The organism is Prevotella marseillensis, from assembly GCF_900625065.1.
GTDB lineage: Bacteria > Bacteroidota > Bacteroidia > Bacteroidales > Bacteroidaceae > Prevotella > Prevotella rara.
Genome location: NZ_UYXY01000001.1, coordinates 2,472,074 through 2,488,414, shown reverse-complemented (window position 1 = coordinate 2,488,414; position 16,341 = coordinate 2,472,074). Strand labels below are relative to the sequence as shown.

The 16,341-nt window shown below is 48.4% G+C and carries 11 protein-coding genes, 1 tRNA gene and 1 pseudogene; 5 read left to right on the top strand and 8 right to left on the bottom strand.

Going from position 1 to position 16,341, the window contains the following annotated elements:
• Positions 1-1,166: 1,166 nt before the first annotated feature.
• The 5 genes from EJL04_RS10055 to EJL04_RS10035 form a co-directional block, all read right to left on the bottom strand.
• Complete coding sequence (locus EJL04_RS10055; RefSeq protein WP_125104851.1) at positions 1,167-2,207, bottom strand: tyrosine-type recombinase/integrase; 1,041 nt, start codon at positions 2,205-2,207, stop codon at positions 1,167-1,169.
• Positions 2,208-2,631: 424 nt separating this feature from the next.
• A complete protein-coding gene (locus EJL04_RS10050) occupies positions 2,632-3,525 on the bottom strand; it encodes an NAD(P)-dependent oxidoreductase (protein ID WP_053399246.1) in 894 nt (297 codons plus the stop codon).
• An 81-nt stretch (positions 3,526-3,606) separates the two neighbouring features.
• Positions 3,607-4,452: a CvfB family protein gene (locus tag EJL04_RS10045; RefSeq protein WP_125104850.1), complete on the bottom strand. Its 846-nt coding sequence runs from the start codon at positions 4,450-4,452 to the stop codon at positions 3,607-3,609.
• 65 nt (positions 4,453-4,517) lie between these two features.
• Positions 4,518-5,285, bottom strand: coding sequence for an ABC transporter ATP-binding protein (locus EJL04_RS10040; protein WP_125104849.1), 768 nt, complete (start codon positions 5,283-5,285; stop codon positions 4,518-4,520).
• 48 nt (positions 5,286-5,333) lie between these two features.
• Complete coding sequence (locus EJL04_RS10035; RefSeq protein ID WP_125104848.1) at positions 5,334-7,457, bottom strand: cation:proton antiporter; 2,124 nt, start codon at positions 7,455-7,457, stop codon at positions 5,334-5,336.
• A 137-nt stretch (positions 7,458-7,594) separates the two neighbouring features.
• Here EJL04_RS10035 and EJL04_RS10030 point away from each other — a divergent pair, with 137 nt between their 5' ends.
• From EJL04_RS10030 to EJL04_RS10010, 5 genes and pseudogenes are all read left to right on the top strand, one after another.
• On the top strand, positions 7,595-8,605 hold the full coding sequence (locus tag EJL04_RS10030) for an aspartate-semialdehyde dehydrogenase (RefSeq protein ID WP_021853439.1): 1,011 nt from the start codon (positions 7,595-7,597) through the stop codon (positions 8,603-8,605).
• 895 nt (positions 8,606-9,500) lie between these two features.
• Complete coding sequence (locus tag EJL04_RS10025) at positions 9,501-11,459, top strand: tetratricopeptide repeat-containing sensor histidine kinase (RefSeq protein ID WP_164511749.1); 1,959 nt, start codon at positions 9,501-9,503, stop codon at positions 11,457-11,459.
• A gap of 21 nt (positions 11,460-11,480) precedes the next feature.
• Complete coding sequence (locus EJL04_RS10020; RefSeq protein ID WP_125104846.1) at positions 11,481-11,660, top strand: response regulator; 180 nt, start codon at positions 11,481-11,483, stop codon at positions 11,658-11,660.
• Between the two features lie 74 nt (positions 11,661-11,734).
• Positions 11,735-13,291 carry an IS1634 family transposase gene (locus EJL04_RS10015; RefSeq protein ID WP_125103887.1) on the top strand — a complete coding sequence of 519 codons (1,557 nt, stop codon included), beginning with the start codon at positions 11,735-11,737 and terminating at the stop codon, positions 13,289-13,291.
• A gap of 10 nt (positions 13,292-13,301) precedes the next feature.
• Positions 13,302-13,925, top strand: a pseudogene (locus EJL04_RS10010) (LytR/AlgR family response regulator transcription factor); the annotation flags it as partial.
• A gap of 241 nt (positions 13,926-14,166) precedes the next feature.
• Here the strand turns inward: EJL04_RS10010 and EJL04_RS10005 are convergent.
• The 3 genes from EJL04_RS10005 to cbiB form a co-directional block, all read right to left on the bottom strand.
• Complete coding sequence (locus EJL04_RS10005) at positions 14,167-14,679, bottom strand: porin family protein (RefSeq protein WP_021853436.1); 513 nt, start codon at positions 14,677-14,679, stop codon at positions 14,167-14,169.
• Positions 14,680-15,082: 403 nt separating this feature from the next.
• A tRNA-Leu gene (locus tag EJL04_RS10000) sits at positions 15,083-15,164 on the bottom strand.
• Between the two features lie 223 nt (positions 15,165-15,387).
• On the bottom strand, positions 15,388-16,320 hold the full coding sequence (cbiB, locus tag EJL04_RS09995; protein WP_125104844.1) for an adenosylcobinamide-phosphate synthase CbiB: 933 nt from the start codon (positions 16,318-16,320) through the stop codon (positions 15,388-15,390).
• Positions 16,321-16,341: the final 21 nt, after the last annotated feature.

The following is a 16,341-nucleotide window of genomic DNA, read 5'->3' as shown; positions in this document are numbered from 1 at the left end:
AGCATGCCGGATAACTGACGGAAATAAACAGAAAAAGTTTTTTGTATAAACTCATCACTCATCACATTCATGCGTAAAGTGTTGAATTATAATGCGTTATGGTGTGATGAGTTTCTTTCTCAACTCATCACGCCAGGCTTTCCACCTTGTTGTGTGATGAGTCGGTACGGCAACTCATCACAGCCTAATGTGCTGACATGCAGTGAGTTATGAGGCTTTGTGACGAGTGATGAGTTTATACAAAAAACTTTTTCGCTTTACTTTCCTGTTTATGTCCTTTGTTGTAAAAGCATACCTTTTACATTCCAATTTGCCGCATTTCATGTTGTAAAACATGCCCTTTCGCATTGCGTTTTGGCACCTTTTGCAGTGAATACAACTTGCCGTGTATATGCTACCTGCATTCTGTAACATTATTATTTATGCCAATGTTTCATTGCTATAGCAAGGTTCTGTTTGGCTACAACTAATGTGGAATGCTGCGTTTGATGTGTCGGCCCGTATGGAACACAATAACGGCGGGAGATGAGTGTAGAGCACATCCTCCGCCGTTTTATTGGAGTTTTTAATTAATAATCTTTATCAATATTTTGTGTAATGGCGTTCAGCACATCATGATGTTTCACCGGATGCTGTTAGTTAATAGAATGTGTGCCGTTGACAAACGCCATATTGTAGCACCCTTATTATTAATGTGAAAGCCGTCCCGGATAGGGCAGACTCCTGTATTTTAATCTCTGCAACGCCGTCTTTTTTATGGTGGCGTAATGCCTGAGGGTGATTACGTATTGGTAAATTGTGTAAATTGCCACGGATATCTGTTGTGGCTTTTTTACAATGTAGTGCAAGACGTCTTTGTGATGATATTTTAATCGTTAGAGATGCTTGCTATGCTGATTGTCTGCGTGCGTAAGACGCAGAAATACCGATTCTCTAAATATTAGATGTTTTAAGTTGTATAAGACATTTCATAATGTTGGCAATTTAAATAAATGATATTAGATAAAATAATAATTCTAAATAGTTAATAATCAGTCGTTAAGAGTTTAAAGCAGCCCGAGAGTCAGTTTGTCAATTTTGTATGTAGTTAGTAGTTGCTTTGAAGCACGTGTGCTTAGGCTGTTTGTATTTATATCCAATTAGTCGTTTGCAGGTTTATGAGACTTTTATTTTACGGTTTGCGAAAATCGCTTTGTCTCTTCGTTCCTTTTCTCTATTTTATTCAATATCTTCAGGTTGGCCTTATTTATGACATCCATGTCAATTGCGCTGAGGTAAATCTGTGTGGTCTTTAGCGATGTGTGCCCCATGCTGTCGCTTATCACTCCTATGGGGATGTTCATGTTTTTTGCAATGCTTGCCCATGAGTGACGTGCCACATACATGGTTATGCCTTTTCGCATTTTCAGCATTTTGGATATCTTGTCGAGTTGCATGTTCACGTTCTTCTGGCAACTCTTATACTGCATTCTCTCTTCTTTTCCGGGTATCGTAATTATCGGCAGCAGATAGTCGTTGTACGATGGCCATTTGTTTACTATTTCCTGCATGCATTTCTCCCATTTTATTGAGAGCTGCTGCTTGGTCTTGCGCCGCTTGTATGTCAGTATGCCGTTGCTTAGGTCGGTCTTTTTAAGATAAGCCATGTCTATGAACGACATTCCGCGGGTGTAGAAACTGAAGAGAAACATGTCTCTGGCAAAGTGTAATGCTCTCGACGGCATATAGAGCTCCTTTATGGCCTTTATGGTCTGCAGCGGTATGGCTCTTTTCTCGGTCTTGTCAATCCCGGTGTAGACGTTCTTGAACGGCTGTTTCTCCGTGGCGAGTCCGTCGTTCACCGCCCTGTTGTATACCGCACGCATCACTCTCATGTAGAAGGATATCGTGTTCATCTTTATTCCTTCGTTTTTCAGATACATCTCATATTGCTGCATCATCTTGTCGTTGATTTTGCCGAGCGTGATGTTCTTGCCTTTCCTGAATCGCTTAAAGCTTTTCAGCGTGCTCTTGTAGTTATCTGCCGTGCTGCTTTGCTTGTTGCTTTCAAGTTCTTTGATTATTTTCTCCATGTATAGGAACAAATATCTGTCTTTCTTGACTTGCAGCTTTTCTTCTGACAGAACGCTCTCATCTATTTCGATGAGAAGTTCTTCTTCTCCCGTCTTTATAAGCTGAGGAGAAAGTTTAATTCTAATTGTAGTCATTTTGCTGTTGAAAATTTAAACTTAATAAACAAGTAAATTTACATCCGGTGAAATGAGGAGGTGCATTCCTTAATTGATTGCAGATGCATTCCTCTTGTTTTATTGCAGGTTTTTTGTCTGTCGTTGTTATATTTGTTTTCATTTGTCGTTGCATTTATTGTTTATTAATTTTGTTTTATTGACTTCTTCGGCTGAAATCAAAAAAACAGGGCATAAGCTTTGAGGCGTGTTGGCTTATGCTCTGTTTTGTAGAGGGACTTTGGGATGCTGTATTTAAGTAAGGGTTTTAACCGTCAGTCTGTTTGCAGTGCCAGGCTGTGATAATGTCGTTGCATTTTACCGATGCAGGTAATCAAGTCTTCAAGGTTATATATTAACTCCTTTACTTTCACTTCCCTCTTTTATGTTGATGTTCAGCTAGTTCCTAATCTTTCAGATAGTTCTCTATGTTTGCCAGAACTTTTTGGCTGAGCCGTTCATACGACTGCTTTGTAAGTCCTGACGATACGCCCATGCAGTGCATGTGCCTGTGGCTTTGCATGCGCTCGCTGCCGGCCGCTCCTGTGGTGTCGCAGAAGCAGATGTTGTCGCGGTCGAGCCATTTTTCAAATGCAGGTTCGTCCCATGCCGGCGACAGGCCGGTGTTGAAGAGTATCTTATGGTCGCCCATAAGTTCAAACTGCTTTTCGTGCAGCAGCACGGTGTTGCGGTTGAGGCAGCAGAATATCACGTCGCTCCATCCAACCAGTTCGTCCAGGGGCATAAACCTGTAGCCTTTAGCCTCGGCTGCGGGTTTCTGGCTGCGTGCAAAGTAGCCCACCTCGGCTCCGAAGAACTTCATGGCGTCTGCTATCATGCCTCCTGACTTGCCCAGACCCACCACGCCGGCTTTCAGGCCGGTTATCTCGCTTGGTGCGCCGAACCATGCAGGCTGACCGAAGCCGTGAAGACATCTGGCGAGCTCGCTTACCACGTATTCTATCACGCCCTCGTCGCCGTAGTCGCGTATGCCGGTTACGGTTATTCCGTGTCCGTCGGCATAGTGGATGTCTACGTTTGCGCTTTCGGGTGAATAGAGCGAGCAGCACATGCCTACGTATTTCAGGCATGGGCATTTGGCAAGGATTTCTGCGGTTATGGCCGTAGTGAAGCTTACCAGCGCGGCATCGGCATCGCCTATGCGTGCTGCTGTCTCATCAGCGGTTTGTGGCATATCGCTGTGGATGATCACCTCGTCGGCATACCGCCCGAGGCTGTCTATAGCCTCCGGAATCATCTTTATCGGCTCTATTGCCACTAATTTTCTGAATTTTCTCATTGTCGTTAGCCTTTACTTATAATATACTTTTTTATCGTTTCCACCACGGCAGACCTGCTGTTGTGCTGCCGTGCGCTTTTGTCATTCGTCCTGTGTGAGCGCTATGCAGTCGTCGAACAGAGAGATAAGCCTGCGCTTGTAGAGAACGCCCACGGCTTTCTTATAGTTCTTCTTGCTCACCTGGAAGGTCTTGTAGATGTCTTCAGCCGGGCTCTTGTCTGTCAGGCGGCACACGCCGTCGTGTTCCTTCATATATTGCAGAAGCACCTCGCTGAATTCTGTTGTCATCTTGCGTCCCGTAGGCTGCAGCGTCACGTCTATCTTGCCGTCGGGTCTTATTGTGCCTATGTATCCCTTCATCCTGTCGCCGGTGTGTATATCCTTGAATATCTGGTCCTTGTAGACAAGTCCCGGATATTTGTTGTCTATTATCACCTTAAATCCGAGGTCGGTTTTCTGCCATACCAGCAGGCTCACCTCGTCGCCCTGTCTGTATTCGGGCTGCTCGTTGCTGAAGTAGCGCTCAATCTTGGCCGAGGCCACTATGCGGTAGCTCTCGCTGTCGAGGTGTACGTGCACGATGTAGCCTTTGCCTGTTTCCATCTTCATTTTCTGTTCACGGAACGGGCAGAAGAGGTCTTTCATCAGTCCCCAGTTGAGGAAGGCTCCATACTCGTTAACCCATGCCACGCTGAGGAAGGCAAAGTCGCCAACCTTGGCCAGCGGCGTGAGCGTAGTGGCTACGAGCCTTTCTTCGTTGTCGAGATAGATAAACACGTTGAGCTCGTCGCCAACCTTACATCCTTCGGGCACGTAGCGCTGTGGCAGCAGCACCTCGCCTTCGTCGCCTCCGTCGAGATACATACCGAAGTCTACTTTCTTGACAACCTTCATGAGGTTGTAGTCGCCAAGTTTTATGAAGTCCATATTCTTTATCGGTGTTTGATTTTTATAATACAAATGTTTGTGGTCTCGCAGTTCTTTTCTGCGTTCTATTCGGCCTTGCCGTCGGCATTTTCGTCCGCACGGTCAGCTCCGTCCGTGTCGTTGTCGGTTGTGGCGGTGCTGCTGCTAGCTGCCGTTGCTGCGTCGGCTGCGGCATAGACGTCGGTCTCGAGCATTCCGTCGCGCATGGCTATGGTGCGGTCGGTAATTTTTGCCAGGTTTTCGTCATGCGTTACAATCACGAATGTCTGTCCGAGCTTGTCGCGCAGACTGAAGAACAGCTGGTGCAGTTCCTCCTTGTTTTTCGAGTCGAGACTGCCCGACGGCTCGTCGGCAAGAATAACGGCAGGGTCGTTTACCAGTGCGCGTGCCACTGCCACACGCTGCTTCTCGCCGCCAGAAAGCTCGTTGGGCTTATGCTTTGCGCGGTCGGCCAGTCCCATGAAGTCGAGCAGGGCTTCGGCCTTCTTCTTTGCCTCGCTGCGCGATTTTCCGCCAATCAAGGCCGGTATCATGATGTTCTCGAGCGCGGTGAACTCAGGCAGAAGCTGGTGAAACTGAAACACGAAGCCTATGCGCTGGTTTCTGAACTCTGACAGCTTCTTGCGGTTAAGGCGGCTCACGTCGGTGCCGTCTATTATTATCTGTCCGCTGTCGGGCTTGTCGAGTGTGCCTATTATCTGCAGCAGTGTGGTCTTGCCGGCACCGCTCGGTCCGACGATGCTCACCACTTCGCCCTTGCCTATGTGCAAGTCGATGCCCTTAAGCACCTGCAGCGAGCCGAAGCTCTTGGTTATGCCTTTTATATCTATCATGTTTTTTCTGTTTCTTTGTTTGCTTGTTGTCGTTATGTAGAGAGTTGTTTATATCTTGAATTTTTTCCTTACCCATGTCAGCAGCACCTCGTATGCGCTAGGCTGTTCGTGATGCTGAGGCTCTGCATAGGTCATTGCGCCCAGCGGTTCGCCATACTGGTCGGGGAAGATTATCATGAGGCTCTTGCCTGCGAAGTATCGCGTAATCTCCTCCGGCAGACGCTCAAGCGCGTTCTTGTATGATATGGTGCCCTTACGTGCGGTGATAACCACGAACATGTGGTCTTCGTTCACGTTGTCGGCCAGTCCCGGCAGTTCGTTCCAGTGGGCCATGTATGTGTATTCGGCCCTCACGCCAGGATGGCGGTTCTGTATATACTCGTTGATGAGCGACAGCGTCTCGTGCTTTGCGTGGAACTGTATGCGGCACTCAAGGTTCTCGGCCATGCGCGAGAGACGCTCCAGCCAGCGGTAGAATCCCGGCTCGTATTCGGCTCGCGACGGCACGGCCACCTGTATGCGTCTCAGCGTGTTGAGCGGCGTGAGACACTGCACGATGGTTATCTGGCGGTTAAGGCCGCTGAAGATGCTCTGTATGAACTCGCCCCAGAACTTCTTCGACACCTCCTGGCGTATGTGCATGCCCATGATAAGCTCTGACGCGTTAAACTCCATGAAGGCGTGCTTTATGCCGTTGCTGATGTTTGTGGCTATTCTTACCTGCGTCTGCACCATCATGCCCGAGTAGTTGGCCACCTTGGTTATGTGCTCCAGCAGCTGCCGTCCGCGCTCCTGATACATCAGGCGGTTGTCGTCGTCGTAGACCACGTTGAGCGCCACCACGCCGCGGTTGAGCTTGCGGTTGCGCATCAGCGACGCCATCTTAATCAGGTTTTCGGCCGTTTCAGGATACCTCATCGGTATCATTATCTTCTCGTCGTCAGCGGTTTCGTCCTTAGGCAGGCTGCTCTTGGTCTCGAGAGCTATTTTCTTGGCGGCACGCTCCGTTGTGAACGAGCTGAATATGCACGTAACGAGGATAAGTATGATAGTGCCGTTGAGCACGTCGTCGTTGAGCAGGCGTTGGCCGTTGGGCAATATCAGGTTGTAGCCCACGAGCACTGCGGCAAGCGTAGCTCCTGCCTGCGCGTTGCTCAAGCCGTATATCAGCTCGCGCTCAATGGCCCGCATGCCGAACAGCTTCTGCGTGAACAGCGATGCTATCCACTTGCTCGACAGGGCCACCACAATCATCACTGCTGCCACCTCGAGCGTGCCCAGTCCGCCGAACAGTATCTTAACGTTGACGAGCATGCCCACGCCGATGAGGAAATAGGGGATGAATATGGCGTTGCCCACAAATTCAAGGTGAGTCATCAGCGGCGATATGTTGGGCACGTATCTGTTGAGCACCAGACCCGTAAGGAAGGCGCCGAGCAGCCCTTCCATGCCTATCATCTCCATCATCACCGAGCCGAGGAACGTCATGGCCAGCACGAAGATAAACTGCGTGACGTTGTCTTCATACCTCTGGAAGAAGTACTGGGCAATGCGCGGAAAATAGAATATTATGATGAAGAACACCACCGCAATCTTCAGAAACAGCATGATCCAGAAGCTGCTGGTTATCTCGCCCTTGAACATTCCGCCCACAATGGCAAGCACGAGCAGCGTAAGCGTGTCGGTAATGGCCGTAGCTCCCACGGCTATCGTGACGCTGCGCTGGTTGGACAGGCCGTAGCGCAGGATGGTCGGATAGGCTATCAGCGTGTGAGAGGCATACATACTGGCCAGCAGCACCGACGTTAAGAAACTGTATTTCAGCACGGCCGTGTTGAACACGAAGCCCATGGCCATAGGTATAACGAAGGCCATGATGCCGTGGGTGAACGTCCGCAGCCTGTTTTTTCTGAAGTTGCTCATGTTCATCTCGAGTCCGGCAAGGAACATGATGTAGTAGAGGCCCACATGCCCGAACAGGTCGAACGAGCTGTCCTTGGCAAGGATGTTGAACCCGTGGGGTCCGACGATGACTCCGGCCAGCACCATACCCACGATATGGGGTATGCGCAGCTTGCCCATTATTATGGGTGCGAAGAGAATGATGCACAGCACGACGAAGAATATCAACGTCGGGGCTGTTATGGGGAAAAATTGCGATATATCCGGCATAAATATTCGTTATGTTGCAAATCTATATGCAAAAGTGCAAAAAAAAATCATATTTTTGCAGTGATTGGGCTAAAAGTTGTACTTTTGTACCGAATAATTAGCAGATTAATATATTTTGTAATAAAAATAAGCGATAAATGAAAGTAGCAATTGTTGGCGCGAGCGGCGCTGTTGGACAAGAGTTCCTCCGCGTTCTCGCAGAAAGAAATTTTCCGCTTGACGACCTTGTGCTGTTCGGTTCAGAGCGTTCGGCAGGCCGGAAATATGTTTTTAAGGGAAAAGAGTATGAGGTAAAACTGCTTCAGCATAACGACGACTTCAAGGACGTGGACATAGCCTTCACGTCGGCCGGAGCCGGCACTTCAAAAGAGTTTGCCGCCGACATAACAAAGTATGGAGCCGTGATGATTGACAACTCGAGCGCGTTTCGCATGGACGACGACGTGCCTCTGGTTGTGCCTGAGTGCAACGCCGAGGATGCCCTCAAGCGTCCGCGCGGCATCATTGCCAACCCTAACTGTACGACAATAATGATGGTGGTGGTTCTGCAGCCGCTCGAGCAGCTCAGCCACATACGCCGCATACACATAGCAAGCTACCAGAGCGCAAGCGGCGCGGGTGCTGCGGCTATGGCCGAACTGCAGCAGCAGTATAAGGAGATTATCGACGGCAAGCCCGTAACCGTGAGCAAGTTCCCCCATCAGTTGGCTTACAACGTAATTCCTCAGATAGACGTGTTCCAGCCCAACGGATACACCAAGGAGGAGATGAAGATGTTTAACGAGACACGCAAGATTATGCACAGCGACGTTAAGTGTTCTGCAATGTGCGTGCGTGTGTCATCGCTCCGTGCCCACTCTGAGTCAGTGTGGATCGAGACAGAGCGCCCCATCAGCGTTGAGGAGGCACAGAAGGCTCTGGCCGCTGCTCCCGGCGTAACGCTCGAGGACGATCCCTCTAACCTGGTTTATCCCATGCCGCTCGACACAGCAGGCAAGGATGACGTATATGTTGGCCGTGTAAGAAAAGACCTGGCAGACGAGAACGGACTGACATTCTGGCTCAGTGGCGACCAGATACGCAAGGGCGCTGCGCTCAATGCCGTTCAGATAGCCGAATATCTGATAAAGGTAGGAAACGTGAAATAATTTTAATGTAGCATTCTGATAAACAGATTCAATGCCCGGACACGGCCTTAGCGGCTGTGCCGGGCATTGTCGTTTTCTTATGGCGTCAGCCTTGATTATTGTCCGTCTCGGGCTAATGGCAGACTGTCGTTGACGCGTTTCTGATATACAGAGATAAGGCACGCCTGCCGTACGGATTGCAGCTATGCACATGTAGCAGGATGATGACGTAAGGATTGCCGGCAGAAAGGCTCCGGGCGATAAGTCTGCCGTCCGGTGATTTTTCGCCTTTCTGCGATGCTGTGAGGCAGAGTTTCCGCCATAGTAGTGCAAGTCTGTCGGCATGTTGGCTGCCTGATTGTAACGTGCTGAATATCAGTGGCTTTGTAAAAGGTGCCCTTTTAGAGTCTAAAAGACCGTCTTTTGCATCATGAAAGGCCACCTTTTGCAGGCTGATTTGCCGTCTTTTACATTTACGTATGATAACGGCCGTGAATCAGTACGGCATAACGTGCCCCTACAGCAGTATTATTCATGGCGTTATTGTGCCTGCTGCGGCTAGGTCGGGTGGGGCGTTATAGCCTGAAGATAGGGTCGTCTGTATGTGCAAATCATGAAGAATGCGTTTATGTCTGTAAACCAGACGTTTACATGTTATGGCCGTTTACCCCTAAAATCTGCTGAAATACATTTCAAAACATTAACAATAACCGTAATTTAATCAAATAAAGATACCTGTTTAAGTAATTTTTTGTTAACTTTGTGTCGGTTTTGTATTATTTGAAGTCATAAGTTTAAGAGATTTTCAGCGTAAGTGAAAGTGACCGGCGCTATCAGTTTATATGTTCATGCCTGTACCTCGTTGTGCAGGCTGGCGGCCGTTTCGGCGGTTGCCGCCTTGCTGTGCATGTCGGTCATGTCGTGTTCAGACGACGGAAAGCGCGGCGATGAGCGCACGCCGGAGCACGAGGCGGCTCTGAAGAGTCTTGACGACTCGATATTCGTTAAGTCAGAATATGTCATGCGCACCATGCGTGAGGGCATGGCCAATGCAGCCGACAGCCTCGACTATTACGACTTCTACCTGCGCTGGCTGCGCTACAGAGTGTCGCTCGATTCGCCCGACACGATGAGGCTCAACTGGGACGGGCCGTTCGGATTTCTGAAGCGGCAGAAGCCCACGCCGCGCGTAAGGGGCATGATGGGCTTCTTATATAATGCCAAGGGCTCATATTATCACAAGTTTCATTACAATCCGCACGAGACAATAGATTTATATTATAAGTCGTACGAATGTATCATGGGCAGCGACATGGAGTATCGCCTGCCTGACGTATGCGCCAATCTTGGCGATGCCTACGTGGCAGTCAACGACATGCCGCATGCCGCCATGTGGTACAGACGGGCCCTTTATCTTTCTGACTCGCTGCGCCTGCCCAAGGAGACCAACGTTAGCCTGTATATGGGGCTTGGCCGTATATATCTCAATCTGGGCGACTTCAAGGAGGCTCTGCGCTGCTATCAGGTGTCCGACCGCAACTTCGGACTAATGCCGCTCAATCTGAAGCTCTACTTCCTTAACAACTACGGCAACTATTACTATTACGCCGAAGACTATCCGTCGGCCCTGGCCATATTCCTTAGGCTCAAGAAACTGCTTGAGCAGAGCCGCATGGAGCAGAGCTACGAGATGTATCTGTGCAAGGTAAACATGGCCGACGTATATCTCAATCTCGGCAACATGGCAGAGGCATACAGGTATCTCGACGAGGCAGAAGCCTTCTTCGGCAGCATAAACGACGACATGGCGATATATTACTGCCACACAATACGCATAGGGCTTGCACTGAAAAAAGGTGATGTCAATGAGGTCAGACGTATACTCGAGGCGGAAAAGATCAACACCGTGGTTGACTTCAACCTTGTGAACATACGCCAGCGCTATCTGCGCGAGTATTATGCCAAGACCGGAAATTATAAGAAGGCATACGAAAACCTTATGGGGAGCATTGAGCGCAACGACTCGCTCAAGCATAACACCGCAAATATGCGCACGTCGGAAATTATGATGCGATACACGCAGGACACGCTGAAGCTGCATCATCAGATTGTGCTGCAGGGCAAGGACGCCGACATACGCAGGGTGCGATGGGTGATGTATGTGGTGGCGCTGGCTGCCGTCATGCTGGTGTTGCTGTTCCTCTATCTGCTGACATACATGCGCAAGCGCAGGCTGCAGACCTACATGCAGCTCATGCAGCTTAAGCTGGCCAATGCCCGCAGCCGCATATCGCCACATTTCATCTTCAATGTGCTCAACAACAGCATATCAAAGACAGGAAGCCGTGACGCTGACGAACTGATGGCACTGACCAAGCTGATAAGGGCCAACCTGAAGATGTCTGACAAATATTACGTGTCGCTTAAGGAGGAACTGGGCTTTGTGCGCTATTATATCAGCGTGGAGCGCTCGTCCATAGGCGACGACTTCGAGTTCAGCGTCGAGGCGCCGCCGGATGATGTGCTCCAGAATGTCATGGTGCCGTCGATGTTCATACAGATACTCGTTGAGAATGCCATTAAGCACGGACTGAAAAGGCGAGCCGGACACAAGTCGCTCAGGGTGAGCGTTGTGATGGAAGGCTCACGCTGCAACATCGCCGTGACCGACAATGGCGCCGGGTTCGACATACGCCACAGCGACCCTAACTCAACGGGCACCGGACTCAAGGTGATAAGAAGTTCTATAAACATAATTAACCGTAACAACAAGCGCAAGATAAGATTAGGCATAAGAAACCTTACCGGCGATGACGGCAAGGTGGCCGGATGCGAGGTATCGCTGAGCTTGCCGCTTGGACTAAAAAATTCTTAGCATAGCAAACAACCGTATATTATGAACGCAATAATCGTAGACGACACTCAGGCGGCAATAGACAACCTGGTGGACAAGCTGCAGAAATATCCCGATGTGAGCGTCGTTGCCACTGCCGGAACAGGCGAGGAGGGTCTCGACATGATAATGAGACACAAGCCCGACCTGCTCTTTCCTGACTTCGTCACTCAAAAAAACTAAACATTATAATTCGTTGATAAACAATATTTTGTAATTTTGTGTCACCCATTTTAGGGTGACACGATGCAAAAAACATGTTTATACGTAAAAAGAAATACCCATCAGGCAATGTAGGTGTCATAGTGGTTGAAAAGGTCAAGGGCAAGATGAATGAGCTTACCACTATAGGTATAGCGCGCACTCAAGAAGAGGTAGATTCTCTCGTAATGAAAGGTCGTAAATGGATATATGAGGAACAGGAACACCGCCATCCACGGCTGGATCTTTTCGGTGAGGAACGTAAGAAGTGTGATGCAGAACTTCTGAGTGCCGAACAGATGCTTTCGTGCATAACCAACATCTCGATCAATGGAGCGGACCTGATACTTGACCGTGTCTTTGACAGCGTTGGATTCAACAGGATAGATGATGAGGTATTCCGCCAACTTGTAAAAGCCCGTTTGTCTTATCCTGCAAGCAAAGCTGCGACAGTGGAGTATCTGAAGAATCATTTTGACGAAGATGTCAGCCTGTCGAAGATCTATCGTTATTTGGACAAACTGAGCGATAACCAACATAAGATAGTTCAGGACATAAGCGTCCTTCACACGAAGAATATTTTAGGCGGCCACATCGGTGTGCTGTTTTATGATGTCACCACACTCTATTTTGAATCGGACTATGAGGACGAGCTTCGCAAAACCGGTTTCTCCAAGGAAGGGCGTCATCAGAACCCTCAGATTATATTGGGACTGTTGGTCAGCATTGGCGGCTATCCGCTTGCGTATTGCATCCATGAGGGCAACAAGTACGAGGGGCACACGATGCTTCCGGTAGTGACTGAATTTGTCCGGAAATATGAGCTGGAAGATTTTGTCGTGGTGGCTGACTCAGGGTTGATGAACAACGATAATATAGCCGACCTTGAAGCAAACGGTTACAAGTATATCATCGGTGCGAAAATCAAGAACGAGAGCAGGAAGATACAGGAATGGATACTGGAGCAGCCTAAGACGGACTGCCAAATGGTTGAATACGATAAAGGTAACGGACAGAGGTTGTTGGTCGGATATACAGAAGAGCGTGCCCGAAAGGATGCTTATAACCGTGAGAAAGGTATACGCCGTCTGGAGAAGGCATACCACAGAGGTACGCTTACCAAAGACAATATCAACAAGCGTGGATACAACAAATTCCTGAAAATGGAAGGAAATGTAAAGGTGACCATCAATTACGAGAAACTGGAGAAGGATGCGAAATGGGATGGTCTCAAAGGATACCTTACCAATACGAATATACACGTCAATGACGTATATGCCGCCTACCATAACCTGTGGCATGTTGAAAGAGCTTTCCGCATATCAAAATCAAAGATTGAGATAAGACCAATGTTTCACTTTACAAGGCGCAGGATAGAAGCACATGTCTGTATCTGCTTCGTGGCCTTGAAAGTTTACAAGGAATTGGAGCGTCTGCTGAAACTATCAGGCATAAATATGAGTGTGGACAAGGTGCTCGAACTTGCTAAAACTATAGTGACTATACAGATGACATTGCCTCAAAGTAAGCAGACTATCAACAGAACTATGCTGATGAAACGTCATCAACGCATTGCTTCATTGTTTACTGATGATTTTTGGGTGACACGTTGACGAAGTCAGGAGACACAAGCCCGACCTGCTCTTTCTCGATGTTGAGCTTCCCGACATGACCGGCATAGAGTTTCTCTCGCAGTTTAACGATCTGGCCGAGTGGCCCTGCCATGTGGTGATATACACCGCCTACACTGACTATATGCTCCCGGCTTTCCGCAACAAGGCGTTCGACTTTCTGCTAAAACCTGTTGACGACAAGGAACTCGACACCGTGATAAGCCGCTTCTATGAGGAGCGCGACAGCGAGAAGGCCGCGGTGATAAAGGACGACAGCATCATAAAAAACGGCAACGACAAACTGCTGTTCTACACTAATACCGTTGACTTCCGTCTGGTGCAGATACGCGACATCTGCGTGTTTTCCTACGATCACGACACGCGTGTATGGATGGCGGTGGCTGCCGGATGCGACAAACCCATGCGCCTGAAGCGCAATGTCAACAAGGACGTGCTGCTCGGCATTGACAGCAGCTTCATACAGGTAAGCCAGAAATACATCATCAACATCAACTATCTTATGGAGGTGTGCGACAACATCTGCCGCTTTTATCCGCCGTTTGACAATATCGACTATGTCAAGGTGGGCCGCTTTTATCGCCGCAAACTTATCAAACGTTTCAGTGCGTTATAAGTCTGCCGGTCATGATAATGGGCTTTTTTATGGCGCATACAGTTCTTATGTCGGTTGTAAAATACTTGATTGGCGCAGTGAAACTTGGCCGGCATTGAATATTATAACCACCGGCCTGCATAGCAGATTTGTTGCAGACAACTAATGTTCGTAGATTGCAACTCATGTTTATGGTGGTCTATGCAAAATAAAAAAAGGCGTCTGACTTTTGGTCGGACGCCATTTTTTGTTTTATATTATCTTAGAAGTTAACTCCAACTCTGAAGAAGAAGTCGCCTGCTTTTCCGTCAATCTCATCAACAAGATTGCAGAAGCCGTATTCATATCCAACCTTAAACGACAGGAACTTATAGGCTGCTGCCACACCTCCCTGCCATCCGATGTCGAATGTGTTGGCGCTTTCCATGTCATCTTTTGCAACGAGGAAGCTTACATACGGACCGGTGAAGAGGCCAACTTTGGCGTCGCCGCCCTTAACGAAGTTCCACGCACCGTTTCCTTCGAGCTGTATGAAGCCCGGATCCCAGTCCTTGCATCCTTTAGTAACGTAAGCAGCACCTACCGACCAGTCGAACGAGTTGTCAATTGGAGCTGTATAAGATACACCGATATTCAAAGCTTTAAATTCAGACTTCGTGTTGAAGTCGCCGTCAACGTCAGAAACGTTTCCACCCCACCATATTGTGATGTTCTTCTGTGCACTTGCGCCTATTGCAACTATTGCAAAAAGGGCTACCAATAAAATCTTTTTCATAGTCGATTCTTTTTTGGTTAATAATACTTGATTTAAAACTCTATGCCGCAAATATACGAATTCTTTTTTAATGACAAACACAAAATGTAAGTTAAATATACTTTTTTGTATCAAAATGTGCTTATACTGCCGTCTTATGGCTTATTTGGTCGAAAAATAGAGTGAAGAGACCTGAAATCAAGATGCCTTATCTCTACAAGTCGGCGTAGATAAAATGATGTAAATGTTCAGTCGGATACACGGGTGCAGGTCGTCAATTAATCATCAAATCTGCATTTTTTTGTATATCGGGTGCCTATATCCAAGGGCAAGGCTGATAAACGGAAGTGTTGTTTTGGGTGATATATAAAAAATAAAAGAGGTAAAAAGTCGTTGAAGACATTTCACCTCTTTTTTATATCTGTGCGCCTGATAGGACTCGAACCTACACGTCGCGGGACACTAGATCCTAAGTCTAGCGCGTCTACCAATTCCGCCACAGGCGCAGACTTTTTATGTTTTGCTGCGGCATAAAGCATGAACGTTTACGTCATGTTTTGAGCTTTTCGCAAAAACTTTTGCAAAGGTACATCCTTTTTGTGTAAAAACCAAGGATCTTTATGGGTTTTTGACTATTTTTTATTTTTCAGGTGTTCCTTTTCTTATGTATGTTGCCGTTTTACTGATGTTTTGTCGGTTGCAATTATCCGGATTGAGAGGCCAATGCCTTTATATTATTGCCACAAGTGCAATTTCCGCTGCAAGAGTTATCAGCAGCATGGCCAGCTCTGTCCTGCGGCTTATCTTTACGGCTTTTCTCATGTCTTCAGTTGTCAGTTGCCGTTCGTTGTCGCCAATGTAGGGCTTGTAGAAATATTCGTTGAAGTAGGTGTGGCCTCCGCCGAAGCGGCAGTTTAGTATTCCTGCCAGGGCTGCTTCGGGATAGCCGCTGTTCGGACTTGCGTGCTTGCGTCCGTTTGTTGCAACAAACTTGAGCAGCGAAGGCCTTCCGGACATGAGCACCATGAGCAGTGCCGTGAGCCGTGCCGGCAGAAAGTTGGCTGCGTCGTCGGTGCGCGCCGCCACCATACCGAAGTCTTTATAGCGCTCGGTGCGGTAGCCTATCATCGAGTCGAGCGTGTTTATCATCTTATACGCCATCATGCCCGGCACACCGAGAACTATGAGCCAGAACACCGGAGCGATTACTCCGTCGCTGAGATTTTCGGCAAGAGTTTCGAGTGCTGCTTTTCTTACCTCGTTGTCGGTAAGTTGTGATGTGTCGCGTCCGACAATCCTCGACACTTGCTTGCGTCCGCAGTCGAGCGACCTGTCGAGCGCCTCGAACACGCCCTTCACTTCTTTTATCAGCGTCTGTCCGGCAAGACAATAGAATATCAGCAAGGCCTGGATGATGATGGCTACCGTGTGCGACAGCATCTCGGCGAGCATTATTATCGCCGCCGTAACGGCAAAGGTGATTATAGTGAGCGAGACAGACATTGCGGCTCCCTTTGCTTTGCGGTGGCTGCCTTTGTTTAGCCGGCGTTCGCCTGCTGCTATGGCCTTGCCGAACCACACGACGGGGTGGGGCAGACGCTCTGGGTCGCCAAGCAGACGGTCGGCCGTCCATCCGGCTATTATTGATATTATAGGTGTCATTTCGTTTCTTATGCAGTTTCG

What these genes read in the sequence shown, in the direction of transcription:
- cbiB (WP_125104844.1), bottom strand. Translation starts at nt 16,320, where the DNA reads ATGACACCTATAATATCAATAATAGCCGGATGGACGGCCGACCGTCTG.
- EJL04_RS10030 (WP_021853439.1), top strand. Translation starts at nt 7,595, where the DNA reads ATGAAAGTAGCAATTGTTGGCGCGAGCGGCGCTGTTGGACAAGAGTTC.
- EJL04_RS10015 (WP_125103887.1), top strand. Translation starts at nt 11,735, where the DNA reads ATGTTTATACGTAAAAAGAAATACCCATCAGGCAATGTAGGTGTCATA.
- EJL04_RS10035 (WP_125104848.1), bottom strand. Translation starts at nt 7,457, where the DNA reads ATGCCGGATATATCGCAATTTTTCCCCATAACAGCCCCGACGTTGATA.
- EJL04_RS10025 (WP_164511749.1), top strand. Translation starts at nt 9,501, where the DNA reads ATGTCGTGTTCAGACGACGGAAAGCGCGGCGATGAGCGCACGCCGGAG.
- EJL04_RS10005 (WP_021853436.1), bottom strand. Translation starts at nt 14,679, where the DNA reads ATGAAAAAGATTTTATTGGTAGCCCTTTTTGCAATAGTTGCAATAGGC.
- EJL04_RS10045 (WP_125104850.1), bottom strand. Translation starts at nt 4,452, where the DNA reads ATGGACTTCATAAAACTTGGCGACTACAACCTCATGAAGGTTGTCAAG.
- EJL04_RS10020 (WP_125104846.1), top strand. Translation starts at nt 11,481, where the DNA reads ATGAACGCAATAATCGTAGACGACACTCAGGCGGCAATAGACAACCTG.
- EJL04_RS10055 (WP_125104851.1), bottom strand. Translation starts at nt 2,207, where the DNA reads ATGACTACAATTAGAATTAAACTTTCTCCTCAGCTTATAAAGACGGGA.
- EJL04_RS10040 (WP_125104849.1), bottom strand. Translation starts at nt 5,285, where the DNA reads ATGATAGATATAAAAGGCATAACCAAGAGCTTCGGCTCGCTGCAGGTG.
- EJL04_RS10050 (WP_053399246.1), bottom strand. Translation starts at nt 3,525, where the DNA reads ATGAGAAAATTCAGAAAATTAGTGGCAATAGAGCCGATAAAGATGATT.